The 24390-nt window shown below is 58.8% G+C and carries 27 protein-coding genes and 1 tRNA gene; 17 read left to right on the top strand and 11 right to left on the bottom strand.

Annotated features, from left to right (window positions below):
• Positions 1-66 precede the first annotated feature (66 nt).
• The 4 genes from GAL01_RS15690 to GAL01_RS09085 all read left to right on the top strand — a co-directional run bounded on the left by GAL01_RS15690 (position 67) and on the right by GAL01_RS09085 (position 1607).
• Entirely contained in the window at positions 67-231 is a 165-nt protein-coding gene (locus tag GAL01_RS15690) for a hypothetical protein (protein WP_169926415.1), read from the top strand.
• Positions 228-905: a hypothetical protein gene (locus GAL01_RS09095; protein ID WP_099253202.1), complete on the top strand. Its 678-nt coding sequence runs from the start codon at positions 228-230 to the stop codon at positions 903-905. The genes GAL01_RS15690 and GAL01_RS09095 overlap by 4 nt, the downstream gene beginning before the upstream one ends.
• Positions 905-1093, top strand: a complete 189-nt coding sequence (locus tag GAL01_RS09090) for a hypothetical protein (RefSeq protein ID WP_062031879.1) — start codon at positions 905-907, stop codon at positions 1091-1093. The genes GAL01_RS09095 and GAL01_RS09090 overlap by 1 nt, the downstream gene beginning before the upstream one ends.
• Positions 1094-1394: 301 nt before the next feature.
• Positions 1395-1607 carry a helix-turn-helix transcriptional regulator gene (locus tag GAL01_RS09085; protein ID WP_062031886.1) on the top strand — a complete coding sequence of 71 codons (213 nt, stop codon included), beginning with the start codon at positions 1395-1397 and terminating at the stop codon, positions 1605-1607.
• On the opposite strand, the gene GAL01_RS09080 is transcribed toward GAL01_RS09085, so the two are convergent.
• The 5 genes from GAL01_RS09080 to GAL01_RS09060 form a co-directional block, all read right to left on the bottom strand.
• Positions 1602-2834 (bottom strand): tyrosine-type recombinase/integrase, encoded by a 1233-nt coding sequence (locus GAL01_RS09080; RefSeq protein ID WP_062031890.1) that lies wholly within the window; start codon positions 2832-2834, stop codon positions 1602-1604. The genes GAL01_RS09085 and GAL01_RS09080 overlap by 6 nt on opposite strands.
• A gap of 160 nt (positions 2835-2994) precedes the next feature.
• Positions 2995-3085 (bottom strand) — tRNA-Ser (locus GAL01_RS09075).
• A gap of 18 nt (positions 3086-3103) precedes the next feature.
• Positions 3104-3760: a phosphoribosylanthranilate isomerase gene (locus tag GAL01_RS09070; protein WP_062031894.1), complete on the bottom strand. Its 657-nt coding sequence runs from the start codon at positions 3758-3760 to the stop codon at positions 3104-3106.
• Positions 3757-4467 carry an orotidine-5'-phosphate decarboxylase gene (gene pyrF / locus GAL01_RS09065; RefSeq protein ID WP_062031897.1) on the bottom strand — a complete coding sequence of 237 codons (711 nt, stop codon included), beginning with the start codon at positions 4465-4467 and terminating at the stop codon, positions 3757-3759. Before pyrF ends, GAL01_RS09070 begins: the two co-directional genes overlap by 4 nt.
• An 8-nt stretch (positions 4468-4475) precedes the next feature.
• On the bottom strand, positions 4476-4817 hold the full coding sequence (locus tag GAL01_RS09060; protein ID WP_062032194.1) for a LapA family protein: 342 nt from the start codon (positions 4815-4817) through the stop codon (positions 4476-4478).
• Positions 4818-5187: 370 nt separating this feature from the next.
• Between GAL01_RS09060 and GAL01_RS09055 the strand changes: the two genes are divergently transcribed.
• The 5 genes from GAL01_RS09055 to GAL01_RS09035 are packed head-to-tail and all read left to right on the top strand — an operon-like array spanning position 5188 to position 12036.
• Positions 5188-5709, top strand: a complete 522-nt coding sequence (locus tag GAL01_RS09055; protein ID WP_062031901.1) for a protein-export chaperone SecB — start codon at positions 5188-5190, stop codon at positions 5707-5709.
• A 48-nt stretch (positions 5710-5757) separates the two neighbouring features.
• Positions 5758-8850 carry a glycosyltransferase gene (locus tag GAL01_RS09050; protein WP_062031906.1) on the top strand — a complete coding sequence of 1031 codons (3093 nt, stop codon included), beginning with the start codon at positions 5758-5760 and terminating at the stop codon, positions 8848-8850.
• A gap of 59 nt (positions 8851-8909) precedes the next feature.
• Positions 8910-10334, top strand: coding sequence for a M20/M25/M40 family metallo-hydrolase (locus GAL01_RS09045; protein ID WP_062032199.1), 1425 nt, complete (start codon positions 8910-8912; stop codon positions 10332-10334).
• Between the two features lie 2 nt (positions 10335-10336).
• On the top strand, positions 10337-11341 hold the full coding sequence (gene pdxA, locus GAL01_RS09040; protein ID WP_373317682.1) for a 4-hydroxythreonine-4-phosphate dehydrogenase PdxA: 1005 nt from the start codon (positions 10337-10339) through the stop codon (positions 11339-11341).
• The gene (locus GAL01_RS09035; protein ID WP_062031912.1) at positions 11338-12036 is read left to right on the top strand and encodes a pyridoxine 5'-phosphate synthase; all 699 of its coding nucleotides are present in this window, start codon (positions 11338-11340) and stop codon (positions 12034-12036) included. Before pdxA ends, GAL01_RS09035 begins: the two co-directional genes overlap by 4 nt.
• 46 nt (positions 12037-12082) lie before the next feature.
• Here the strand turns inward: GAL01_RS09035 and GAL01_RS09030 are convergent, their stop codons facing one another.
• Complete coding sequence (locus GAL01_RS09030; RefSeq protein ID WP_062031915.1) at positions 12083-12682, bottom strand: hypothetical protein; 600 nt, start codon at positions 12680-12682, stop codon at positions 12083-12085.
• Between the two features lie 188 nt (positions 12683-12870).
• Between GAL01_RS09030 and GAL01_RS09025 the strand changes: the two genes are divergently transcribed.
• Entirely contained in the window at positions 12871-13095 is a 225-nt protein-coding gene (locus GAL01_RS09025; protein WP_062031919.1) for a DUF3126 family protein, read from the top strand.
• Positions 13096-13099: 4 nt separating this feature from the next.
• On the opposite strand, the gene GAL01_RS09020 is transcribed toward GAL01_RS09025, so the two are convergent.
• Positions 13100-13621, bottom strand: coding sequence for a DUF2939 domain-containing protein (locus tag GAL01_RS09020; protein ID WP_062031923.1), 522 nt, complete (start codon positions 13619-13621; stop codon positions 13100-13102).
• Between the two features lie 103 nt (positions 13622-13724).
• Between GAL01_RS09020 and GAL01_RS09015 the strand changes: the two genes are divergently transcribed.
• From GAL01_RS09015 to pyk, 4 genes are all read left to right on the top strand, one after another.
• Positions 13725-14495, top strand: coding sequence for a HesA/MoeB/ThiF family protein (locus GAL01_RS09015; RefSeq protein WP_062031927.1), 771 nt, complete (start codon positions 13725-13727; stop codon positions 14493-14495).
• A complete protein-coding gene (locus GAL01_RS09010) occupies positions 14492-14869 on the top strand; it encodes a DsrE family protein (RefSeq protein ID WP_062031931.1) in 378 nt (125 codons plus the stop codon). The genes GAL01_RS09015 and GAL01_RS09010 overlap by 4 nt, the downstream gene beginning before the upstream one ends.
• 85 nt (positions 14870-14954) lie before the next feature.
• Positions 14955-15881, top strand: coding sequence for an SH3 domain-containing protein (locus tag GAL01_RS09005; RefSeq protein WP_174694470.1), 927 nt, complete (start codon positions 14955-14957; stop codon positions 15879-15881).
• A 24-nt stretch (positions 15882-15905) separates the two neighbouring features.
• On the top strand, positions 15906-17336 hold the full coding sequence (gene pyk, locus GAL01_RS09000; RefSeq protein ID WP_062031939.1) for a pyruvate kinase: 1431 nt from the start codon (positions 15906-15908) through the stop codon (positions 17334-17336).
• A 54-nt stretch (positions 17337-17390) separates the two neighbouring features.
• On the opposite strand, the gene GAL01_RS08995 is transcribed toward pyk, so the two are convergent.
• Together GAL01_RS08995 and GAL01_RS08990 are read right to left on the bottom strand one after the other, a co-directional pair.
• The gene (locus GAL01_RS08995) at positions 17391-18272 is read right to left on the bottom strand and encodes a prephenate dehydrogenase/arogenate dehydrogenase family protein (RefSeq protein ID WP_062031942.1); all 882 of its coding nucleotides are present in this window, start codon (positions 18270-18272) and stop codon (positions 17391-17393) included.
• On the bottom strand, positions 18269-19444 hold the full coding sequence (locus tag GAL01_RS08990; RefSeq protein WP_062032202.1) for an HpnL family protein: 1176 nt from the start codon (positions 19442-19444) through the stop codon (positions 18269-18271). Before GAL01_RS08990 ends, GAL01_RS08995 begins: the two co-directional genes overlap by 4 nt.
• Before the next feature lie 134 nt (positions 19445-19578).
• Between GAL01_RS08990 and hpnA the strand changes: the two genes are divergently transcribed.
• From hpnA to hpnC, 3 genes are read left to right on the top strand one after another with little or no spacing between them, the layout of a single operon-like run.
• On the top strand, positions 19579-20574 hold the full coding sequence (gene hpnA, locus GAL01_RS08985; RefSeq protein ID WP_062031948.1) for a hopanoid-associated sugar epimerase: 996 nt from the start codon (positions 19579-19581) through the stop codon (positions 20572-20574).
• On the top strand, positions 20574-21716 hold the full coding sequence (locus GAL01_RS08980) for a glycosyltransferase (RefSeq protein ID WP_062031952.1): 1143 nt from the start codon (positions 20574-20576) through the stop codon (positions 21714-21716). The genes hpnA and GAL01_RS08980 overlap by 1 nt, the downstream gene beginning before the upstream one ends.
• Positions 21713-22576 (top strand): squalene synthase HpnC, encoded by an 864-nt coding sequence (gene hpnC, locus GAL01_RS08975; protein ID WP_082790776.1) that lies wholly within the window; start codon positions 21713-21715, stop codon positions 22574-22576. Before GAL01_RS08980 ends, hpnC begins: the two co-directional genes overlap by 4 nt.
• 29 nt (positions 22577-22605) lie before the next feature.
• Here hpnC and GAL01_RS08970 read toward each other — a convergent pair whose 3' ends face one another.
• The gene (locus GAL01_RS08970) at positions 22606-23775 is read right to left on the bottom strand and encodes a pyridoxal phosphate-dependent aminotransferase (protein WP_062031961.1); all 1170 of its coding nucleotides are present in this window, start codon (positions 23773-23775) and stop codon (positions 22606-22608) included.
• Between the two features lie 80 nt (positions 23776-23855).
• Positions 23856-24263: a cupin domain-containing protein gene (locus GAL01_RS08965; RefSeq protein ID WP_231865408.1), complete on the bottom strand. Its 408-nt coding sequence runs from the start codon at positions 24261-24263 to the stop codon at positions 23856-23858.
• Positions 24264-24390 lie beyond the last annotated feature (127 nt).

Here is a 24390-nt window from a genome sequence, read left to right as displayed (position 1 = left end):
CTTCACAGAGCCAGACGCGGGCCATGACGAAAATTTCGACGATTGGGCACAGAGGATTACGTGGTGATGACCCAGAAAGACCCGACCAATCACCTCGGCCTGAACGATGGCCGCTGGCACGAAGTCCAGTCCCACCATGCCGGGCTATCCGCACCGGACTACGAATTCCGCTGGTCAGGCACCGGACGGCAGATCCGTGACGTGGCAGCCAGCCGGAGTGCAGCAGAATGACGCAGGAACAGAACGTGCGGACGCGGGATGAGCAGGTGATAGCCTTGGCTAAGGCTATTGGTCCGGAAAGGATTTTCCATCTGCTTAACCAATCCTATCAAGAAGAAATCTGCCAAAGGGCTTGGGCCCACATTGAGGAAGCCGAAGCCCGAGGCGCGGAAGAAGCGCGGCGGGTGGATGCGGAACTGTCACGGGCACAGATGTTTTGCCGGGACCAGAAGGACGCCTCTGACCGTATGCCGGAACGGGAAGACGTGGTGCAATGGCAGAAGGACCAGAACGAGTTCTTCCTTTCCACGGTGCTTGAGGTTGTTACCGAGTATGCCGTTTGGCGGGACCGAAAGGATGCGGAGAGGCAAGAACCGGTTGCGTGGCGCTGGACTTGGAAGGCCGATACGGCCGCCTGTAAATTGTGGCGCTTCGACGCTGATTTACCAACGGGACCGGGGTTAATTGAACACTTCGATGCCCTCTACACCCACCCCGCCAACGTCGCCGCGCTGGAGGCGAGGGTGAAGGAGTTGGAAGATGCCATGTCTGGGATTTCGCAATACTGCGAAGACACCCTTGATGGCCCGGTTAAGGGTGATGCGGATATGGCTTGGCATCGTGAAGGTGTTGAGGAAATCCAGAAGCGCGCCCGCGCCGCCCTCACACACGAGGGAGGGGAGTGATGGTCGAGGAAACAACGCCGGACGGGTACCACACCGGGACTATTTCTATTCGTAAGAAGATGCCCGGTTTCGTGGATATTGAGGGGAAGTCTTTCTCTATCCGCCTTTCCGATGAACAGGCCATGGATGTCGCATTTGCGATTTCGTATCAGGCAGCTTTGTTGAAACCCGCAGGAGATCCGGCATGAGCGGGTGGACGGATACGGAGCGGCTGGATTGGATGTCGATGGATACGGCACCGCAAGATGGGTCTTCTTTTCAGGCACGAATACCGGGACATGGAGAAGACAATGTAATTCGATGGGATTGTTCCATAGAACATGTGGACGGCAATGAATGTGGGACATGGGCTTTCGCATCAGAGCAAGAGCCGCCCGATTGCTGGACAGATGGATGGTGCTGGAAGTCTAACGAATACGGCGAACAGTCGGTCCTACCAACGCACTGGAAGCCCCTTCCGGACGCCGCCATGGACGCGGAGGAACGGGGATGAGTGAGGCGTCGCAGCTTTTGACCGTAAAGGAAGTGCAGTCACGCCTCGGCTGGAGCCGGGCGACGATCTACCGGCACATGAGCGCAGGCCAATTTCCGAAGCCGCACCGTTTGTCAGCCGGCTCGGTCCGGTGGGATCAGCACGATATTGAGGAACTGATCCGCATCGGAACGGATGCGTGGCGCAAACAGCACGAGGGAGCCCTATAAGGAGCGGGCCTTGCGGCTCGTGCTCACCAATTCTTTGAGGCTGGCCTGCTTCTCCAAAATAAGGTCGGCCCAGATCTGCGCCAACTCACGGCGGCGCGAAAGGAACAGGGCGCGGTTGTATGCGCCCTCCACTTTGTCTTTCATGACATGGGCAAGCATCAGGTCAATGGCCTGCCGGTCTTCCGGGAACCGTTCATTCATCGAGCTTGAGAAGGTAGCCCGGAACCCATGCGGAACGTGACGTTGATGGTATCCAGCCCGGTTCAGCAGATATCCGATCGCGTTCTCACTCATGACTTGCTTCGGGCGGCGAGCATTCGGAAATAGATGCGGCCAGCGCCCGGACAGAGGGCGCAACGCTTCGAGCAGTTCAACCGCCTGGCGTGAGAGCGGTACCAGATGCTCCCGTTTCTTCTTCATTCGAATTGCCGGGATACGCCACAGCGGCTCGGGGCCGTCCAGGTCCTCGAACTCGTCCCACATCGCATAGCGCAGTTCACCCGGCCTGACGGCGGTCAGGTACAGCAGCCGCAACGCGAGGAGCGTGACCGGGTGCGCGTCTTCGCCTTCGGTCTTGCGGATCATGGCGCGGGCCTCATCCAGATCCGTGATGGCCGGCTGCCTGCCGCGAACCACGGGACGCAGGGCAGGGGCCACAATGGCAGCCGGGTCTGCTGCTCCATAGCCGCAGGCAATGGCATGGACGAAAATGTCTGACATACGCTGGCGGGTGCGATGAGCAGACTCTACCGCCCCGCGCGTTTCGATCTCTCGCAGGACAGCAAGCACGATCGGGGGCGTCAGGTCATTGACCGGCATGTGACCCACAAAAGGCAGCACATCGCGCTCCAAGCTGCGCCACACATCCGCAGCATGTCGATCGGTCCAGAGATCCTTCCTCTGAGCGAACCAGTCCCGGGCGGTCGCAATGAAGGTCTGGGCGGGATCGACCTTGCCAATCGCCCTGAGCAATTTCTTCTCTTTTGCCGGGTCCCGACCGGCCTGCAGGACCTTGCGTGCCTCATCCCGCTCCGACCGGGCATCAGGCAGCCGAACGTCCGGGTATGATCCGATCGTGTAGGTCTTTTCCTTGCCCTCAATCTCATAGCGCCAACGCCAGTGTTTTCCTCCCGAGGGCGTCACCTGGAGATACAGGCCCCCGCCGTCCGTGAGCTTGAAGGCTTTGTCTTTTGGCTTGGCCGCACGGACCTGCGAGTCTGTCAGCATTTGGCTCTACCCGGTCTCTTCCCAAATTATACCCGCCGTCTACCCGGTCCGGAACGAGACAGGATGAGACAAAACGAGAACGAATGAGGCAAGAGAATGGCGCAAAACACTGGATATACCAAGGCTTTGAGACAACATGAGACTGATTGGGAAGGGGATCTGGCGGAGAGAGTGGGATTCGAACCCACGGTACGCTATTAACGTACACACGCTTTCCAAGCGTGCGCCTTAAGCCGCTCGGCCATCTCTCCTGTCGAGCGAGACGGTGTTTACGAAAGGTTTGACGTCAGATCAAGTCCCTTTCGGGCATTTGCGACAAATTTTTCAATCAGTTCAGCAGATTTGCAGCCGGGGGACGATTCAACCCCTGAAGAAACGTCTACTGCCGGGGACTGACTTTCCTGAATCGCGTTCTGGACATTCCGGGGGGTCAGGCCGCCGGCGAGCATCCAGAATGAAGGAGGCGTCCAATTCTGTGTCAACGACCAGTCAAAGGTGCGGCCGAGCCCGCCCGGACGGCAATCCTGTGGCTGTTTCGGGGCTTCAATAACATATCCTGACAGTTTCGGATCTGTCGGCAGGTCAGAACGTGAGGCAATACCGCAGGCCCGCCAGACAGGACATCCGAAGCGGGACTGGATTTCGAGCGCGCGGTCAGCAGTATCGTAAATCTGAAGGATATCGAGTGGAACCGCCTGAAGAACATGTTCGATCAATCCGTCATCTGCCTTGACGAAAAGGCCCACTCGCAGCGGACCGTTTTCCTTCGCAGATGGTACACTTTGATGCAATCGTGATGCCTGATCGGCAGTCACAATTCTGGGGGAGGTTTCGCAGAACACGAATCCGACCCAGTCCACTTTCAGACGGGTACAGAGTTCCATCGTCTGGACATCACGGATGCCACAGATCTTGATGCCCGTCATGCGCTGGCGAGGTCTGCCATGATGGCTCTGGCGGCCAGAACGGGATCGGCGGCTTTCGTGATGGGCCTGCCTACGACAATCCAGTCAGCTCCTGCTTTGGCGGCCTGAACGGGCGTCATGATCCGTTTCTGATCGTCCGCTGCGCTACCCGCAGGACGAATGCCGGGGACAACGAGGATGGGGTCATCACCCAGGGCATCGCGCAGAGGGGCTATTTCGTGTGCGGAGCAGATCAGGCCATCTGCTCCGGCCTGAATAGCCAGTTTACCGAGCCTGAGCACCTGTTCCTGAGGCGTCGCATCTACGCCGGTCTCAAGCAGACCTGCGGCATTCATGCTGGTTAGGACGGTGACCGCGAGCAGTCTGGGGCGCTGTGCCTGTTCGTGAAAGGCGGCTTCCAGAGCGTCTCTGGAACGCGAAATCATTTCCACCCCACCACTGGCATGGATGGTCGTCAGGGTCGGTTTCAATGGAGCAAGTGCGGAAAGGCCTGACGCGACCGTATGAGGAATATCGTGCAGCTTCAGGTCCAGAAACAGCCGATGTCCCTCGGACACTGCCTTTACGGCGTCCAGCCCGCAGGCATAGGTGAATTCGAGACCGAGCTTGATGGCGTCGACGTCATTTTTCAGGGTATCTGCCCAGTGCTGGGCCTGAGTGCGCGAGGCGGTATCGAGGGCTGCGATCAGTCGTGTGCGGCGTGACATGCTGGAGATCAGACCTTTGGCTCTGAAGAAACGGCAGAAGCGCCGGAAGAGGAGAGGGGGGCTGTCGGGTTCTGCAGACGGTCGAGACGCTGATGAAGCTCAACCAGCTGGCTTTCCAGTGTGCGGACATGCTGCTCGGCCCGACGCGCGCGTGAACGCTGCTGCATGTCGCCGATAAGGCCAATCAGGAAGCCGAACAGAAGCGCGATTACGCCTACTCCGAGGACCAGCGTTCCGATCGACAGATGCCAGCCAAAAGAGACCAGCCAGATGGGTTCCAGATCCGTATTGCTCAGGGCAAAGACGATCAGGACCGCAAGAAGAATAACGAGAATGAGCAATCTGAGCATGAACATGGTCCTATCGTGCTGTCTGCAGCGCAACAAGGCGTGCGGGCTGGAAGAATGTTTCCCTGTCAGCAGTCATGATGTCCTGTCGCGGCGTGCATCATGCGCCAGTGCTGACCTTGTGCAGGATGGCGATATCATTCCCAGCATATCGCAGAAGATCCATGACTGCACGAGTGAGGAAAGAAGGCCTTCCACTTTTTCCGGAAACCCGGTGTTTTTCTGGAAAGAATACTCTACTCGAAAGGCGCCTCTAAAATCGCCCCGCTGGTCAAAACTGAAACATCGTGACAGAGTGCCGGGTGCCACATTTCATTGCATTTCAGTGCAATACGGAATGAATCAGATGATGACCGCATGAGGATGCAAGCCAATGGATCAGACATACACCGATACCGTGACGGGCAGTCCGGCTAGCCTTGATGTATCGGATTCCCTGCCTTCTTCCTCATCCCTGATTGTTGGATCGCAGTATCTTCGCACTCTGACCATTGATGTCCAGAACACCCCGGATGTCTACCGCGACCTTCCGTCCCAGCCCCATATCGGCATGACGGTGGATGTCACGGGACGCCAGCTTGGAGATCAGCCGACATTTGAAGTCAGCCTGGTCATTCGGGCGCAGGGTTTCGAGAATGCGCCGACACAGGACGCACCTACCTCCAGAGTACTTTACGAAATCAGTCTGGCTTACGCGGGTCTGTTCGGCCTGACGGGACGCATTCCGCAGGATGCGATCGAGCCCCTGCTGCTGGTTGAGGCACCGCGTTTCCTGTTCCCTCCCGCACGAAGCGTTCTGCTGAATACGATCCGCGAGGCGGGATTTCCCTCACCGAACATCCAGCCCATAGATTTTCATTCGCTCTGGCAGAGCCGGCGCGCCCAGCAGCGATAAAGGTGGGATAACGGCGTTCAGCGGGTGACTCCAGAGGGTTCAGCGTCAATGAAAGATCATATTCTTGAATCCCCGGCTTTTGCTGGAGACCGCCCCCCGCTCTGGGCTGCATTTGACCCAGAATGGTATCGGACGCGCTATGGACAGCGGCTGCGGCAGGAGGCCAGGGACGGAGCGGATGCGTCCGAGCTAGATCTGAGCGACGAAGGGCTGGAACGTCACTGGAAACAGTATGGTGCCAGAGCTGGATTTTCTCCCAACCGGTTCTTCGATGAAGAATGGTATCTCCGCCAGAACCCGGACGTCCGTGAAGGGATCCGTCTGGGGATTTTTGACAGCGGTTTCCTTCATTATTGCGAAAGTGGGTTTCGGAGCCGCTCTCCACACTGGCTGTTTTCTGAAGAGAACTACTTCAGCTGCAATCCGGATCTGAGTCCGCATGTTCTCAAGTCACAGGGGTTCTGTAACGGTTACGATCATTACCTTGCGATAGGCGATCAGGAGCACCGCAAATCCCACGCGTTTTTTGATCCCGAAGTTTTCCGTGCCGCCAGCATGACCGAGCGGCAGCACTATGATTTCGCAATTGGGGATTTCGTCCAGTTCATCAGGTTTTCGTCTGCCGGGCGTCGACGCAGCTCATGGTATTTTGACCCGCAATGGTATCTGAGCCGTTATCCGGACGTAATCGAAGATCTGAAGAACAACCGCTACCAGAGCCCACTCCATCATTACCTGACGAATGGAAACCCGACAGCCTTCGATCCCAATCCGTGGTTCAGTGAAGCTTTCTATGCCGAACATTATCCCGATGTTGGCGAAGTTGTGACCCAAGGGAGATTCCGAAACGGTTACGAACACTTTATCCGGTTCGGAATTTCAGAAAAACGTCAGCCGCAGGCGGGGGTCGATCTCGCGGGCTTCCTGAGGCAGAGCGGAATACAGCGCCTGTTGCGCCAGCCTCATATCCCGGACATTTTTGCCCTCTGGGTCCAGTCTCAAGGGAGCCCCACTCCGGACGAAGCGCTGGAGGCATCGGAAGAACAGTACCAGTTACTTGATCTTCAGCGGGCTCAGACCCTCATTCCATCGCTGGTCCGTGCACCACTGGATTTTCAACCGGTCACGGCGCCGGACATCACAGTTATCCTGACTGTTTCAAACCAGTTTCAGGAAACACTCTCTACTCTTGCGGCACTCCATGCGAATAATGACCGCAATCTTCAGGTCATTCTGGTCGATGCCGGCTCTACGGACGAAACCGCACAGATCGAAAGATTTGTGCGCGGGGTCCACATCGTCCGCCCTCCTTACCGTACCACTCACGCTGAACAGAGGGGGCTTGGTCTTGAACTTGCCCGGGCGGAGATCGTCCTGCTGGTTTCCGCCGGTGTCCAGCCTTTCCCCGGAGCCCTGAAGATCGCGCTTGAAGCCTTTGCAGACCCACAGGTCTGGGCGGTAGGCGGACAGTCCCTGGGGCTGGATGGACGGGTCCGGGAGGCTGGAAGCGTCATCTGGAGAAATGCGGGCTTTACGCCTTTCGGGATTGGTATGCGGGCCAACGAGCCTGAAATTGCCTTCCGACGGTGGGTAGACGGTTTTACCGGCGGCCTTCTGTTCTGCCGACGGTCTGCTTTGCGGACCCATAATCACCTCACTCTGGGAGGTATCGGCCCAGAAGCGGAGATGCTGGCGATCTGTCTCTCCCTGCGACAGGCAGGTGGGAAAATCCTTTATGATCCGGATGTGATCGACAGATCGCCGCCTGAACCCGCAATCGCGGCGGACTTGCGCGCGCGCAATGAATCCTGGCTGAAACGCCGCTTTTCCGGGTTACTCTCCAGACAGCCACTGCCCGGAACCAGCCTCATGCGGGCACGCTCGGCATTTGGAACGTCAGGGATCCTGTTCCTGTGCCAGCAATTGCCTCATCCCGTATTGGGAACACCTAGTCTGCGTCATCGGGATATGATGATCGGCCTCAGCCGGCTCGGATATCGGGTAACCGTCTTTCCGCTGGACGGCACACTTCACGACGGTGTGGCAACGGCTTTGGACTTTCCGCCTGAAATTGAACTGATGGATGACTGCGACCTGTCCGAACTTCCGGGCTTTCTGCGAGACCGCGCGGACTGTTTCGATGCTGTCTGGATCGGCGGGGTGCAGACACTCCAGCAGGCAGCCCCGGTCCTGCAACAGCATTCCCGGTCATTACCAAAACTCGGAATTGTGGCGGATATTCACGCAGGCCCTGCCAGAGAGAGGCATCTGCGCAGGCGCGTCGGCGCTCTCAATGACCGCGACCTGTTTCTGGACGATCTGGAACTGGATACCGATCAGGTCTGGCTGACACAGGCTGTCGTTGTCGGAAACGAGGAAGAGAAAGCGGATCTGGAAGCCCTCGGCCTGACCAGTATACGCGTCATTGGGCACCCCCCAATTTCGTCAATGCTCTCTCCGTCCTTTGAAGAACGCTCGGGCATCCTTCTGGCCCTTCCGGTCCATACAAGCGGCGATGCAGTTCATGACGGTCTGCATTTCTTTATTCATGATGTCCTTTCAAAACTGGACCGTGACCTTCCGCCGGAGGCCACCGTTCTCCTGGCAGGGTACCGGTCCGAGCAGATCGACCTTTCAGCCTTTACAAGATATCGTCGGCTGGAAGCCTTTCCCGAAGAAGCCGATCTGACGGCGCTCTACAGATCCCGTCGTATTCTCGTGGAGCCCGCGCGCGTGCTGGCAGCCGCCCCACGGGAAGTTCTGGATGCCGCCGCTGCCGGGTTGCCTTCAGTCCTTTCGGAGAGCGTCTGCCATACACTGGGATGGGAAGACGGCCAAACATGCCTGTCAGGCGGATTTTGTGACCCCGACCGCTTCGCCAAGGCCGTCATCCGGCTGTATACGGACGTGGGTCTGTGGAATACGATAAGCCGACAGGCGCAATCCGTAATGGACGCAGATGCCGCCCATTCGAGCTTCTACGAGGATCTGAAAGACGTTCTTTCGGTCGCGGCAGGCACTACGCCCCTGATACCGTCAACCGCCCCCCTGCGTCCGCAGAAAGTCCCTGAAGTTCAGGCAGCTTTTGCTCCGGCCCCGATCCGGCTACAGCCACGTCGACTAACTACGGGCAACGTCTGAAGACACGACGCTGCCGCCCGACTTCATGGAAATCTACCAGCCTGAACATGGATAACACGATGACTGCCTATTCCGAGAAACTTGATGCCGTTCTTCAGAATGTCGACACCAATCTGGATGCATCGGTCTCACGTCTTTTCGAGATCCTGCGTATCCCGAGCATTTCCACTCAGCCCTCACATGCCGCCGATTGCCGCAAGGCTGCAAACTGGATGCAGCGCGAACTCGAACAGCTGGGCATGAAAGCGGATGTTCGGGATGTTCAGTGGTCAGTTCCCGGTCATCCAATGGTTGTCGGGCACGATCAGCGATCGGCAGCGGATGACAGCCTCCCGCATGTCCTGTTCTATGGTCACTATGATGTTCAGCCGACAGATCCGGAATCGCTCTGGACTGCGCCTCCCTTCGAGCCTCGTCTGGTCGAGGAACCTTCCGGCCGCCAGGTGATCGTTGCCCGTGGTGCAAGCGATGACAAAGGTCAGGTCATGACCTTCCTTGAGGCGTGCCGGGCATGGAAACAGGTCACGGGGTCGCTTCCGGTCCGGGTGAGCGTCCTGCTGGAAGGCGAGGAAGAATGTGGCGGTGCAAACCTGCTCCCGTTCCTCAAGGAAAACGCCGCAGAGCTGAAAGCGGACGTCGCACTTGTCTGCGATACCTCCATGGCCGACCGGAAAACACCGGGGATCACCACGTCCCTGCGCGGCATGATGGCGGATGAAGTGGTCATCCAGTGCGCCAGCCATGATCTGCATTCCGGTCTGTATGGCAACGCTGCGGCCAACCCGATTGCCGTTCTGTGTCAGGCTCTCGCTACACTGCGGAACGCGGATGGCGGTGTGACGCTTGCAGGGTTCTATGACGGCATTCAGGATCCTGCCCCCGCAACTCGTGCGCAGTGGAGCAGGCTCTTTCCTGGCGACAGCTCCCTGCTAGAGGAAGCAGGCCTGTCGGTTGCAGCGGGCGAGAAAAACTACAGCGCCATCGAGCAGACATGGTGCCGCCCCAGCTGCGAGATTAATGGAATTTCGGGCGGTTATGAAGGCGAGGGGTTCAAGACCGTCCTGCCTGCCAAGGCTATGGCAAAGGTTTCGTTCCGTCTGGTTCCGGGGCAGGACCCGGATCGCATCCGCGAAGCATTCCGCGCCCATATCCGTGCAGCCCTGCCTGCAGACGCACACGTGACCTTTACGGCGCATGGCGGATCTCCGGGTTTCGAAGTCTCCCGTGACAGCCGGTTTCTGAACCCGGCGCTGCAGGCTCTGACGGATGAATGGGGCGTTCCCGCCGCCATGGTCGGATCGGGTGGCTCCATCCCCGTGGCCGGTGAAGTGCGGGATGCACTCGGGTTGGATGCCCTCATGATCGGCTTTGCCCAGAATGACGACCGGATCCATTCCCCAAACGAACAGTACGGGCTGGACTCTTTTCACAAGGGAATCCGCTCCTGGGTTCGGGTTCTGGCCGCGCTCGCTGAAGCAGGCTGATGATGCGCCCTTCCAGACCACTCGCACTGACACTGGGCGACCCTGCGGGCATTGGTCCCCAGCTTACGGCGCAAGCCTGGCGCAGCCTCAGGCATTCAGGGGAGGGGACGTTCTTCTGGCTGGGCGATCCCCGTCTGATAGAGGTCGCAGTACCCGTCACCCGGATTGAAACGCCGGAAGAAGCGGACGCGGTTTTCGCCGTCAGCCTGCCCGTTTTGCCGGTCCTGTGTGATGCAGCCGTGATTCCGGGCCAGCCTCATCCACGCAATGCCGCAGCCACGATCAGCAGTATTCGTCTGGCCGTTGAATACGTGCTTGCAGGCCGGGCGGGCGGCGTCGTGACCAACCCGATCGCCAAACATGTTCTGGCAGCGGCAGGCTTTCCATATCCGGGACATACGGAGTTTCTGGCAGCTCTGTGCGACATGCCGGGGGAGGAGATCATGATGCTGGTCTCGCCCCAGCTCAGGGTCGTGCCGGTCACGGTGCATGTTTCGCTGCGAAAGGCTCTGGAAATGCTGACGACCGATCGCATCGTAAGCGTAGCGGAGACCGCAAACGCAGCCCTAAAACGTGATTTCGGGATCTTGACCCCACGTCTGGCGATTGCGGGCCTCAACCCTCATGCCGGTGAACAGGGGTTGATGGGAGAAGAAGAAATTACGATCATCCGGCCTGCGATCGAGAAACTTCGCGCGCGGGGGATCGACTGTCTGGGGCCGTTCCCGCCTGATACGATGTTCAGCAATACGGCCCGGCCAACCTATGATGTCGCCATCTGCATGTACCACGATCAGGCGCTTATCCCGCTCAAAACGCTCGATATGGCGCACGGCGTAAATGTGACACTGGGACTGCCTCTTATCCGCACATCGCCCGATCACGGCACGGCATTCGATATCGCAGGCCCCGTGACGGAGACGTGCCGCGCCGACGTCTCAAGTCTTCTGGCCGCCATCCGTCTGGCGGACGGGATGAGTGCTTATCGGGAAGGAAAAAAATCATGATCCGGCTTGGTGTGAATATTGATCACGTCGCGACATTGCGAAACGCACGAGGCGGTACGTTTCCTGATCCAGTCGCGGCGGCAGACCTAGCCATTGCGTCAGGCGCAGATGGGATCACGGCACATCTGCGGGAGGACCGTCGCCACATCCGTGACGCCGACATGCCGCGCCTGAGAGCACTATCCGCACCGCTGAACTTCGAGATGGCTGCGACAGACGAAATGGTCCGGATCGCCTGTGAGCTTCGTCCCCATGCGTGCTGTCTGGTTCCGGAAAGCCGACAGGAAGTCACAACCGAAGGTGGGCTTGATGTCGTCGGACAGCGTGAAGCCCTGACGCCCCGCATTGTCCGACTTAAAGAAGCCGGGATACGGGTTTCCCTGTTCATTGATCCCGATACGCGACAGATCGAGACGGCAGCAGCACTCGGAGCGCCCGTCGTCGAGCTTCATACGGGAGCTTATGCACTGGGCGGCGGGCACGAGCTGGAGCGTCTGCAGAAGGCCGCAGAGACGGCTGCCGCCTGCGGACTGGAGCTTCATGCCGGACATGGGCTGACTTATGACAACGTCGAAGCAATTGCGGCCCTGAAGGGCGTTGCCGAGCTCAATATCGGCCATTTTCTGATCGGGCAGGCCATTTTTGACGGCCTGGGGCCAGCCGTTCAGAGAATGAAGCGTCTGATAAACTCCTGAACAAAAAAAGGGGCCGGGACAAAGACTGTCCCGGCCCTTTTCAGGCTCACTTGACCGGCTGGATAACCGGCTGAGTGTCGTCCTTGCTGAATTTGGGGACGTATTTTCCAGACTGATCGGAATAGGTGGCCGTACCGCTCTGGGGTGGGGTACGCGGCGGATGGAAAGCCGACACAGGCCCGAACGGCCCTGCATTCACACGGCGCATCGTCGATTCACGCTGGCGGGCACAGCCTCGCGTGATGATGGAGCAGATGCCGTCCGTTCCGATATATTCATCGTCATTGCCGGTGTAATGGACTTCCGAAACCCGGTCATGATCCACGCGGACCAGCATCCGGCAGGTCGTCCCGCCGCCGCCCAGAGCAGACTGGTAAATGCTGATTGCGGACTGGACAGGAATAAATCCCGAATCAGCAGGCATGGTCGGCAGCGCCATGCTTCCGTCATACTGCCAGAGTTCGGTCGTATCGTTCAGCTTCTTCGTGCTGGCCGGAATACCCGCGCAGGACTGAAGGTCGTAGCTGGTCATCCCGATCATTTCATACTGCGCCTTGTGGGCGTTCCGGGAATCAAAATACCCACATCCCGAAAGGGCGGCAGTGGAGGTCAGGGCAACGATCATTCGAAGGAAAACCGGGCGCATCATGTCTCCTTTGCGCGTAAGGGGGAGCAGACTGCGGACCCTGAACGATTCATGACGAACAGGTCACAATCACATGTGAAGTGCCCGGTTTCTACAACAGCATCCCTGACGGGGATAGAGGAGGCGGGTTCCTTTGTGCGTGTCGATGGGTTACAGGGCAGTTCCCTTGCAGCACAGGAATGCCACCAATGGCCGATATGACCCTATCCGAGGTGACACGCCTCCAGACCACGCTCCAGCGCCTGCTGGGCTCTCCGAAACTGACTGTCAACAAGCCGAGCCGCAAGGGCGTGAGCGTTGAACTGGCCGTGTCCGGAGAAGTTATCGGAACGGTTCATCGCGATGAAGACGAGGGCGAGGTTTCCTACGCCATTCACATCACGGTTCTGGAAGAAGATCTTCCGGCGGCCTGAATTTTCAGGCCGCGTGCGCCGGGGCCGGCATTTCGAATCGTGTGATCTTCCAGCCCCAGTGCTCGAATTTCATATGCAGGACGAAAGGTGTCTGCCCCGGCTGATCGAGGCTGGCCTCGAATTTTCCGGGGCTTACGAAATGGGCATGCACGGCATGCCACGTCCCGAGCCAGCCTGAGGTCGACGCCTCATGCGGCATCACCTGATGGGCTGTTGTCATCAGCGTCGCGGGTGTCAGACGGGTATCAATCGCATTGGATGCAACCTGCCCGGCAAAGGAACTGCCGAAGCCAGGCAGGTCATCATCGGCAGGAACAGCTGGTGTGAACTGTTCCTTCAGACAGTGGCTTAGCGACGACCAGTCCACATGCGGCGCCAGACGCGACGCATTGTTTCCGTGCAGGGCCCGGTCGATATCCCACAGAGCAAGATAAGGGGACACGGCATAGGCGGCCAGAACGGCACCGGCCGTAACGCCCAGCCCCTGCCATGCACGGGGCATGGCGCTGCGAAATCCTTTTCTCATGATATTCCCCTGTCTCGGGTCCCGCAGGCACAACCTGCGCGGTGAAGGACGATAATGACGCTAACGTCTTTCAAGAGTGAAAGTCAGCAATTATCATCATTGCATGGACATGAATTTTTCCGACCAGGAACTGGAACGGTATTCCCGCCACATCCTGCTGCCGCAGGTTGGCGCGACAGGACAGGCACGGCTTCGACAGGCCTCCGTGCTCGTGGTCGGTGCAGGCGGCCTCGGAGCCCCGTTGCTTCAGCAGCTTGCCGCTTCGGGCATTGGACATATCGGGATCATGGACCATGACCATCTGGAACTGAGCAACCTGCAGCGGCAGGTTCTTTATGGGACGGATGATCTTGGGCTGTTCAAGGTCGAGGCCGCAGCCCGAAACCTGAGGGCGCTCAATCCGTTGGTCAAAATCAGTTCCTACCCGGTACGTGCGACGGAAGCGACGCTTGATGACCTCGTCCCGCAATATGATCTCGTCTGTGACGGGACCGACAATTTCCCCACACGGCTTGCAGTTTCCGATGCCTGCGTCAGGCACAGGCGCTCTCTGGTTTCGGGGGCTGTACAGGGGTTTTCAGGCCAACTCGCCGTATTCAGGCCTCAGAAGGGTGGTCCCTGTTATCGCTGTCTGTTCCCCGAAGCCGAACAGACAGCTGCGCCGGATTGTGGAATGTCCGGTGTGCTGGGCGCCGCCCCGGGAGTTATGGGCAGTTTGATGGCGGTCGAGGTCATGCGCGAAATCATGGACCTTGAGGGATGTGATGAAACGCGGGTGAGCATGTGGGACGCGCTGTCAGGAACGATGAACGGTTTTACGCTCAATCGCGATCCCCATTGCCTCGCACATCCTGAGGATAATGTGAAAGCATGAGCCGCCCTATGTTTCTGACGCTGGCGGATGATTCGTGGCAGCGTGCCCATTACGCGATGATTGTCGCAGCAGGGGCGCTTTCGCTGGGTCGTCATGTCACGCTTTTCGCGGGCGGCCGCAGCGTTCTGGCCCTGACGACGGATTGCTCAGGACTTCAGGGCACCATTGCCGATAACGTGCTTGAGGCCAAGGGGATTGCAGGGTTCGGCGAACTCCGGGAGGCGGTGCTCGGCTTTGGCGCGACCGTTATGGCCTGTGAAACCGGCCTCATAATGGCCGGACTGACTACGAAAGACCTTCTGGCGGGGGTGGAAGTAAGAGGAATTGTCAGCTTTCTCGAACTGGCGGGAGACAATCCGCTCCTTGCGCTGTAAGTTTTCCTTAAAGATTACGGGTTCAGGATGTCTTTCCCGTTTTGATGACTTGCCCAAACCGTCGGCCCTTGGCAGGGATGCGCTCATGAGAATGTCAGTCTTCCTTCCGCGTTCCTCCACAGGCCCGTCCACTGTTCTTTGCGCGCTTATGGCCGGTACGATCCTGCTCGCTGCTCCCGGCGCGCAGGCGGCGCATCATCACAAAAAGCACGCAGAGCGCGCAGCAAAGCCTGCGGACAAACACGCCTCTGCGAAAAAGCACCACAAGGCCGACGTAGCAAAGCCGTCATCTTCGGCCCCGCGACACAAGGCGGCCCATCATGCGGCACTGAAACATGCTGCTCCTGTGGCCGCTGGTGCCGCTGCCGCAGGAGCAGCGGCTTCCACGGCAGCAGCTGCGGATCAGGCGGCGACCCCGGCTGTTCCTCCTGGGCCCGAAAACACGGACAAAGGCAGCAATACAGGCCTGCCCCTGCCGCGCTACGCCGCGCTCCGGGCTGACAAGGTCTATATGCGTCGTGGGCCCGGAGACCGTTATCCGATCGACTGGGTCTATCATCGGCGCGGCCTTCCTGTGCAGATCGAACGGGAGTTCGATGTCTGGCGCCTTGTGGAGGACTCCGACGGCCAGAAAGGCTGGGTCCATCAGGCAACGCTGTATGGAAGCCGCACATTCGTGATCCCAGGCCTTCCTCCCGAAGGTGTGAAAGCCCAGACCGGCGAGGCGAGCGCACAGGAAGGCGACCATATCGGCAAGGCCGATGCACGGATCCTTGCCCGTGTCGCAACACAGGACGAGGCGAGGGCACACAAAAATGATGTGCTTCTCATGAGCCATCCGGAAGAAGATAGCACCGTGGTCGCGGTTCTGGAGCAGGGAACGGTGGGCAACATCAAGTTGTGCCCGCAGAACTCCCAATGGTGCCATGTCAGCGTGAAGGGCTACGACGGCTGGCTGCCACGCCGTCTTTTCTGGGGCCTGCTCCCGGGCGAGACGATTCAACCAAACTGATTTTTTCGATCGAGGACGCCGTATATGACATCGAGTTCCCATCACCGCCGCACGCGGATCGTCGCTACACTGGGGCCGGCTTCATCGTCCCCCGAGATGATCCTTTCTCTGGCGCAGGCCGGTGTGAATGTCTTCCGGCTCAATTTCTCCCATGGCGCCCATGAAGATCATGGCGAGCGTCATGCCGCTATCCGGGCCGCCGAGCAGAAGGTCGGGCATCCGCTGGCAATCCTTGCGGATCTTCAGGGCCCAAAACTGCGCGTTGGCGTGTTTGAAAATGGCCCAGTGATCCTGGAGGAAGGCAAGCCGTTCCGGCTGGATCTGGACCGTACGCCGGGCACGATTTCGCGGGTCTGCCTGCCGCATCCGGAAATTATTTCCGCTGCGAAGCCGGGAAGCCACCTTCTGCTGGATGACGGCAAGCTCAAACTGCGTGTCGTGACGGTCGGAGAAGGCTTTCTCGAAACGGTCGTGGTGGTCGGCGGCAAACTGTCCGAGCGCAAGGGCGTCAACGTTCCCGACGTGACACTCCCCATTCCGGCGCTCACCGAAAAAGACCGCCGCGACTTCGATTTCGCTCTGTCGCTTGGTGTCGATTTCGTGGCTCTCTCCTTTGTGCAGCGCCCGGAAGACGTTCAGGAAGCACGCGATATTGCGAACGGCCGCGCAGCGATCGTTACCAAGCTCGAAAAGCCTCAGGCGATGGATAACCTTGAAGCCATCGTACATCTTTCAGATGCGCTCATGGTGGCGCGCGGTGATCTCGGTGTCGAACTCCCGCCCGAGGAAGTCCCTGTTGCCCAGAAGCGCGCAATTGCCGAAGCCCGCAGACAATGCCGTCCTGTGATCGTGGCGACGCAGATGCTCGAGAGCATGATCGAAAGCCCGACCCCGACACGCGCCGAAGTCTCTGACGTCTCCAATGCCGTTTATGACGGGGCGGATGCGGTCATGCTGTCTGCGGAAAGTGCCGCTGGCAAATATCCGCTTGAGGCCGTGTCAATGATGGTGCGGATCGCCGAGCGGGTCGAGCAGGATCACGAATGGCGCATCCGCATGGACCGTCTGCGTCCCACACCGGACGAGACCGTCCAGTGCGCGATTGTTCAGGCTGCCTGGCAGGTCAGCCGCACACTCCATGCCGGTGTGATTGCATCCCATACCCGTGGCGGCGGCGGAGCAATGCGCATGGCGCGTGAGCGGCCGCATTGCCCGATCATTGCTCTGACGCCAGAACTGGACGTCGCGCGTCGCCTCTGCATCGTATGGGGGACATTCCCGCATGTTGTGGATCGGGAACAGACAGCTCATGGCATTGAGGATCTCGCAGGACCGGCCGCAGATCTCGCACGGAGCCTGAACTTCTGCAAAGCCGGAGACCGGGTTCTGGTTCTCGCTGGTCTGCCTTATGGCCATTCCGGAAGCACTAACACTCTGCGTGTTGTCACGGCCTGATGTAACAACCTGCTGCCGGACATACGCCCGGCAGCAGACCTATCCCGAATAATCTCAGGCTTGACGGTTTTCGATCAGGGTTCGGCGGATGGCGCGCCCACGTTCAATCCTGCCGGTTATGGCTGCCTCATCGCCGTTGCGGATCGCGTCCGCCATGGACTGCGTATCGGCCATAAACCTGTCCAGCGTACCCAGAAGCGCCTCGCGATTGGCAAGGAAAATATCCCGCCACATGACCGGGTCTGACGCGGCAATCCGTGTAAAATCACGAAACCCTGACGCCGCATAATCCAGCACGGCAGCGCGGATTTCGTCAGACAGGTTGTCGGCGGTATCACAGATCGTGAAGGCCAGAAGATGCGGCAGATGGCTCACCATGGCGCAGATCTGATCGTGTTGTTCGTCAGACAGGGTTTTCGTCCGGGCGCCACACAGGTTCCAGAGGGCCTCGATTTTTGCGATCGCTTCCGGATCGGAGCCTTCAGGTGGCACAAGCAGCGCCCATCGGTCTTCAAACAGGGTTGAAAAACCAGCGTCCGGCCCGGAATGCTCTGTCCCAGCCATAGGGTGGCCCGGAATATAGGATATGCCTTCGGGCAGTATCGCGTGAATCGTTGGTCCGAGTTGCCCCCGCACTGAAGCTACATCCGTGAGGATGCTTCCGGGCTTCATATAAAGCAAAACCTGCCGCGCGACTTCTTCAACAGCACCGACGGGAACACAGATCATGACGCAGTCTGCCTGTGCCGCAACGGCGGGGTCAGACGTTATGACATCGGCAATATCAAGCTCACGCACCCGTTCGAGAACAGGCGGACTCGTATCCGCTGCGATCAGGGTTCCGGCAATCGTGCCAGTCTCCTTGGCGCGACGAAGGACGGAAGAGCCAATCAGTCCCGGACCAACGACGCAAAGGGATTTGAAAAGCGGCGTCATAAAACGCGTGGCGCTGTGGCGAAAGAGCTGTCTTCTGACGTTTTACCATCCCGGGAGGCCGTCTCTTTCTTGATGTTTCCTGCAAGAGCGGTCACGGCTGGCGCAATGACCTTTTTGCGAAGAGAGGGCGAGGTCGGTTCGTTTTCCGGTCTTGCCTTCGGGCGTTCATGACGAAGACGCCGCATCTCAACGACCTGCCAGATCAACAGAACCGGAATACCGATCAGAATATCCCGACCGCGTCGCAGCAGCGAAAGGCTGAGCGACACTTCCGCATCGACACCGAAAATCATGCCAAGTGCGACATAAGCGGCTTCCTGAACGCCCAGCGCCCCCGGGACCAGAAACCCTGCCGACATGATGCCGCAAACCACACCCTCAATGGCGACAGACGAGAAAAATCCGACATGTACGCCAAGGAGCTGAAGTCCCAGCCACGTCATGGCAGCACTGCCTGTCCAGCATACCAGATGACAGAGCGCACCCAGAGAAATCCGGTCAGGGCGGCTCCAGAGTCCTTCCAGACGAGACTGAAAAGCCTCGGTATTTCCGATGAGTGAGTCACGCCACTCCGCAGCGATATGCCGCCCCAGGAATGTGGCGACCTTGCGGACCGTCGCGCCGCCACGCTGCTGCGTCCAGATGAAACCGGCAATTCCGAGGCTGAGCAGCGCCATCCCGCCAACGAGCGGCCAGACAAATCTGGCTGCGTCGTGATGACCGATAAGGCAGAGCAGGGCGATCAGCACGAAGGCGATCTGTCCGAGCACTTCCGTCGTGATATCCACGAGATTGGCCGCCACGGCTTCGGGCCAGTGAAGATTTTCGCCCTGCTCCGTCTTGGGATCAATGCCCGCCATCGTTGCGCGAACACCAATTACCATCCCGCCAAGCTGGGAGAAGGGCAGGCACGCTCCGGCGCTGTCCCGGACAAGACGCGCACCCATCAGGCGCTTGACGCCCAGAATGGGGACCGCAGCGTGCCAGGCGATCCCGAGCCCGACGTCCACTACAAGCTGGCAGGCCGCCAGAAGCAGAAAGCCACCAAGCCCGACTTTGGAGAGCGCTTCCATGACAGGATGGATACCGGCTCTGGCCGCAATAAAGGTGAACAGGGCCACCCCGAGAAGGGAAAGGAGAACAGGGAGAGTTTTTTTCAACGTCTTCGTCACATGCCGTTTGCACACGATCTATCGCAGGTATCGTTAATATTCCACCCTCGCAGACGCTTTCCCCGAAAAGCCGGGAGGATTATGCTGTCATAAATTGCAACCATCAGCTGATAACCCAAGGAGACACTGCCACCATGAACGATGTCACACTCGTGACGGGGGCTACGGGGTTTGTCGGCTCTGCCGTCGCCCGCGTCCTTGAAGAACGCGGACACCGCCTGAGACTTTTCGTCCGCCCGACATCAGACCGTTCAAATATTGCGGAGCTTGATGCGGAAATTGCCGTAGGAGACCTCTCCGATCCGCAGACGCTCGCTCCGGCACTGAAGAACGTCAAAACCCTTTTCCACGTTGCTGCCGATTACCGACTCTGGGTTCCTGATCCGGAAAGCATGATGAAGGCGAATGTGGAGGGCACACGCAATCTGATGCTTGCCGCCCTTGAGGCCGGGGTGGAAAAAATCATCTATTGCTCGTCGGTGGCGGCACTTGGCCTGGGCAAGAACGGCGAATCAGCTGACGAAAACACGCCGGTTTCGGAAAGTCAGGTTATCGGGATCTACAAACTCTCAAAATATCGCGCGGAACAGGAAGTTCTGCGGCTCGTTCGGGAAAAAAACCTACCCGCGATCATCGTCAATCCTTCCACCCCCGTCGGCCCGCGGGATATCAAGCCGACACCCACAGGGCAGATGGTTCTCGACTGCGCCAGCGGAAACATGCCGGCCTATGTCGAGACGGGTTTGAACATCGTGCATGTCGATGACGTCGCGGAAGGACATGCTCTGGCTCTGGAACGGGGCAGGATCGGCGAGAAATATATCCTTGGCGGCGAAAACATCATGCTGGGGGATCTTTTCCGCATGGTCAGTCAGATTGCTGGGGTGAAGCCACCAGCAATCAAACTCAAGCAGTCTTGGCTCTATCCCGTAGCCCTTGTGTCCGAATGGCTGGCACGCGGGTTCGGCATTGAACCGCGGGTCACGCGCGAAACGCTCGCCATGTCCAAAAAGCTGATGTTCTTCTCGTCCGACAAGGCCAGACGGGAACTCGGATACACCCCACGCCCGGCCCGCGATGCCGTGACAGATGCGATCGTCTGGTTCCGTCAGCATGGACGGATGAAATAATGCTGTTTGGAACCGCACTGACCAGTCTGGGAGCCTGGGTCTATCTTTCGCTGTTCCATGGGAATTTCTGGCAGAAAGGCCCTATTCTCGACCCTAAGCCCATGCCGGCTGCCGCCCCGGATGTTGCGATCGTCATTCCTGCACGGGACGAGGCCGAGTCCATCGGAGCCTGCCTGACGTCTCTTCTGGAACAGGACTATGACGGCAAGGTGTCCGTTATCCTCATTGATGACGAGAGCACGGATGACACGGGCGACATCGCCCGCGCATTGCCTGATCCGCACGGGCGGCTGACGGTCATAACGGGCGCCAAGCGCCCTGCGGGATGGAGCGGCAAGCTCTGGGCCGTCCACCAGGGAGAACAGGAGGCGCTGACGCGGATTGGCCCTTATGGGTATGTCCTCCTGACCGATGCCGATATCATGCATGCGCCAGAGCATCTCGCCTCTCTGGTGGCCAAGGCGCGCGAAGACGATCTGGATCTTGTCTCGGAAATGGTAGCGCTGAACTGCGAAAGCAGTGCGGAACGCTTTCTTGTTCCCGCTTTCGTCTATTTCTTTGCCATGCTTTATCCGTTTTCGCGCATTGCCAGCGAACGTTCCCGTATTGCGGGGGCTGCTGGAGGAACCATTCTCCTGCGTCGCCGGGCACTGGAACGGATCGGAGGCATCAAGGCACTCCGTGGCGCACTAATTGATGACTGTACTCTGGCCGCTCATATCAAGCGATCGGGAGGGCGGCTCTATCTGGGACACAGTGCGCTGGCATGGTCCGTCAGGCCGTATCGCGGCATGAAGGATGTCTGGCATATGATTGCCCGCACGGCCTATGTGCAGCTGCGATATTCTCCGGCTCTACTCCTGGCGACGATCGTTGGTCTGGCGATGATCTGGCTGCTTCCTATCGGGCTGGCACTGTTTGGCAAGGGGCGGGAACGGCGGATCGGACTTCTGACCTATCTCGTATCGTGCCTAACATTCGTGCCCACGCTTCGCCGCTTTGGCCTGCCGTTGTGGCGTGCTATTCCCCTTCCGCTTGTTGCGGCCTTCTACATGGCAGCAACCATCGGCTCGGCCATCGACCATCATCGTGGTGTTGGTGTGCGCTGGAAAAATCGTTCCTACACGGATGAAACATCGTGACAGACAACATCTGGGGGACGAAAGACGTCACCTCCGCCAAAGGCAAATCCGACGAAAATTTTCCCGTTGGTTCATTCCTGATCGCCCCGCGTCTCCGGCCTTACGTTCACACCTATTATAACTTCGCGCGTGTCGCGGATGACATGGTGGACACGACCGAGCTGACGCCGCCCGAAAAAATTGCGCGGCTTCGGGGCATGGCAGCCGTTATCCGCGGGGAAATCACAGCTCCTCAGCGCGCAGACGCGCAGACAGCAGTCAAACTTCGCGACGTTCTGCTCCAGACCGGTGTCCCTCTGGAAACGGCGACGGATCTTCTCGAAGCCTTCTGCATGGATGCCGAAAAGAACCGTTACGAAAGCTGGGACGAACTGCTACATTACTGCAGGTATTCCGCCAACCCTGTGGGGCGATTTCTGCTCCTGCTGCATGGCGAGGCGGAGGAAACACTCGCACCATCCGATGCACTCTGCTCTTCACTGCAGGTCATCAATCATCTTCAGGATGTCGCCGGGGACCTGAAAGATCTGGACCGGTGCTATGTCCCGCTACCATGGCTGGAAGAAGAAGGCGTCTGTCTGGATGATCTGCGTCTGGTCCGCAGCAAACCGGGCATCCGTCGCGTATTCAACCGGATGCTGGACGGTGTGGATGTCCTCAACAGAAACGCCAGGATTCTGCCGCTACTCGTCCGAGATCGGCGGATGCGGCTGGAATCTGCAGTCATTGTGGAACTATGCCACATCCTGACGGCGCGTCTGCGCCGTCAGGACCCGTTGCTGGAACGTGTCGCCCTGACGAAAGCGGATGGTGCAAAAGCCCTGTTCCGGGCCCTGCGCTATTTCCCTGCCGTCGGCTGAACCGTCATGGCAGGGCTTTTCGAAGCGGATCAGGTATAAATCTGGTCCAGTACGGTACAGAAGGTCTTCATTTCATCCATGGAGCCGACCGTAATCCGCGAAGCATTTGGCCAGACGGGCCATGAGCGCCCGATCAGGACATTCTGCTTCAGGAAAGCATCCTTGATGGGCGCGGCCGGCTTCTTCCAGTCGATGATGAACATGTTCGCATCGGAGGGGATGAAGTGGATGCCGCGCTTGCGCAGGTGCTGGAACGTCATGTTGCGGGCGGCAATCATTTCTTCCCGGCGGGCTGCAATGGCCGATTTCATGGTCAGGCTCATCGTGCCGCAGGCCATGGCCGGGACCGGAAGCATCGCGGTGGCACTTTTGCCATCATAACGCATCATGCTCTCATGCAGGTCAGGTCGGGCAAATGTCAGGCCAAGACGCATTCCCGCCATGGCAAACATTTTTGAGAACGTCCTGAGGACAACAACGTCCTTGTTCTTTGCAACCAGTTCAACCGCGCTCGGGGCATTCGAGAAATGGATGTAAGCCTCATCCACCAGCACAACCGAACCCTTGGGCTTGTTCTCGACCAGCCACGCAATATCGCGCAGCGGCGTCAGCGTGCCGGTCGGATTGTTGGGAGAGCAGATATAGTAGACGCCCGCATTGGGATCAGCGGCCAGCATGGCGCGGACATCCGTCTTGTACCCGTTCTTTGCGGACAGAGGGACGCGTGCCAGAGGGATTTTCAGCCAGTCCGCGGCGACCCATCCGGCTTCATAGCTTGGGTCCGCCGTCACAAGCCCGCGGGTGGGGGAGCAGAACGTGACGATGGCACGTGCCAGCGGATCGGACGAGCCACACCATGTCATGACATGGGTCTGGGGAATCCCTTCGACATCCGAAGCCGCCTTGATGAGATCATCACGCATATGACCGGTCGGATCGTAGCGGTTACTCTGGAAAACCGAGGATGCACCAGCCTGCGCGGCTTCCGGGAAGGGACCCGTCCAGCATTCATTACTGCCAAGGCGCGTGACGCCCTCGAAATTGACCCCGGACGGAAGAATGTCCGCGCGGGCAGAGCCTGTCAGGGCCTTTACGGTCGCGCCTGCGGCCAGAAGCGTGGCAATGCGTCCGAAGCTGCGCCGGGAATACCCCCGGGCAAGAAGGTCGCTGCGGGCGGCGGGAGAGAGGGGACTGGTCATTAGGGGCCATACTCCAGACTAGGGCCGGAACATGTTAGTTCCGAAACGTTTTCCCTGTCAAAGCACGCCGGAAGATATTTTCAGTATTCTTTCTGCTGGCCGGGCAGGGGAATGGACGTCGGCTTTCCGGGAGAGCCGGCATAGGTCAACAGAAGGACCGTCTGGCTGTCACCCGTTACGCCACGGTGAACATCGTTGACCGATTCCGCAAAGGCTTCGCCCTGATGGAACGTCCGCTTTTTGCCACTCTGCCGATCCTCGATCGTGAGCGTTCCCTCCAGCACATACCCCGCATTAGGATATGGATGAACATGCCAGGGAAGGGCGGAATGCGCGGGAATGGTCAGCCGGATCATGCTGAGCATCGGACGCGTCGTCGGATAATGCTCATAGGGCGTGCCATTCCAGGAATGATCGTCAGCCAGAAGGTGGTCGGCGTGCCCGCTTGCCGTTGTGGGCGACGATGTCTGGGCGGCAGCGATGGACATGGAAAATCCGCCTCCAGCGAGCACTCCGGCAAGAAGGACGAAGCTTTTCAGGAAAGGGAAACGCATGGCGCAAGACTCCTTTTGGGGTGTTGCCTTTTGGCATCACCTTAACGCAGGGCAATCCTTT

The organism is Gluconobacter albidus, from assembly GCF_002723915.1.
In the GTDB taxonomy this organism is placed as follows: domain Bacteria; phylum Pseudomonadota; class Alphaproteobacteria; order Acetobacterales; family Acetobacteraceae; genus Gluconobacter; species Gluconobacter albidus.
This window is presented reverse-complemented; position numbering and strand designations above follow the sequence as displayed.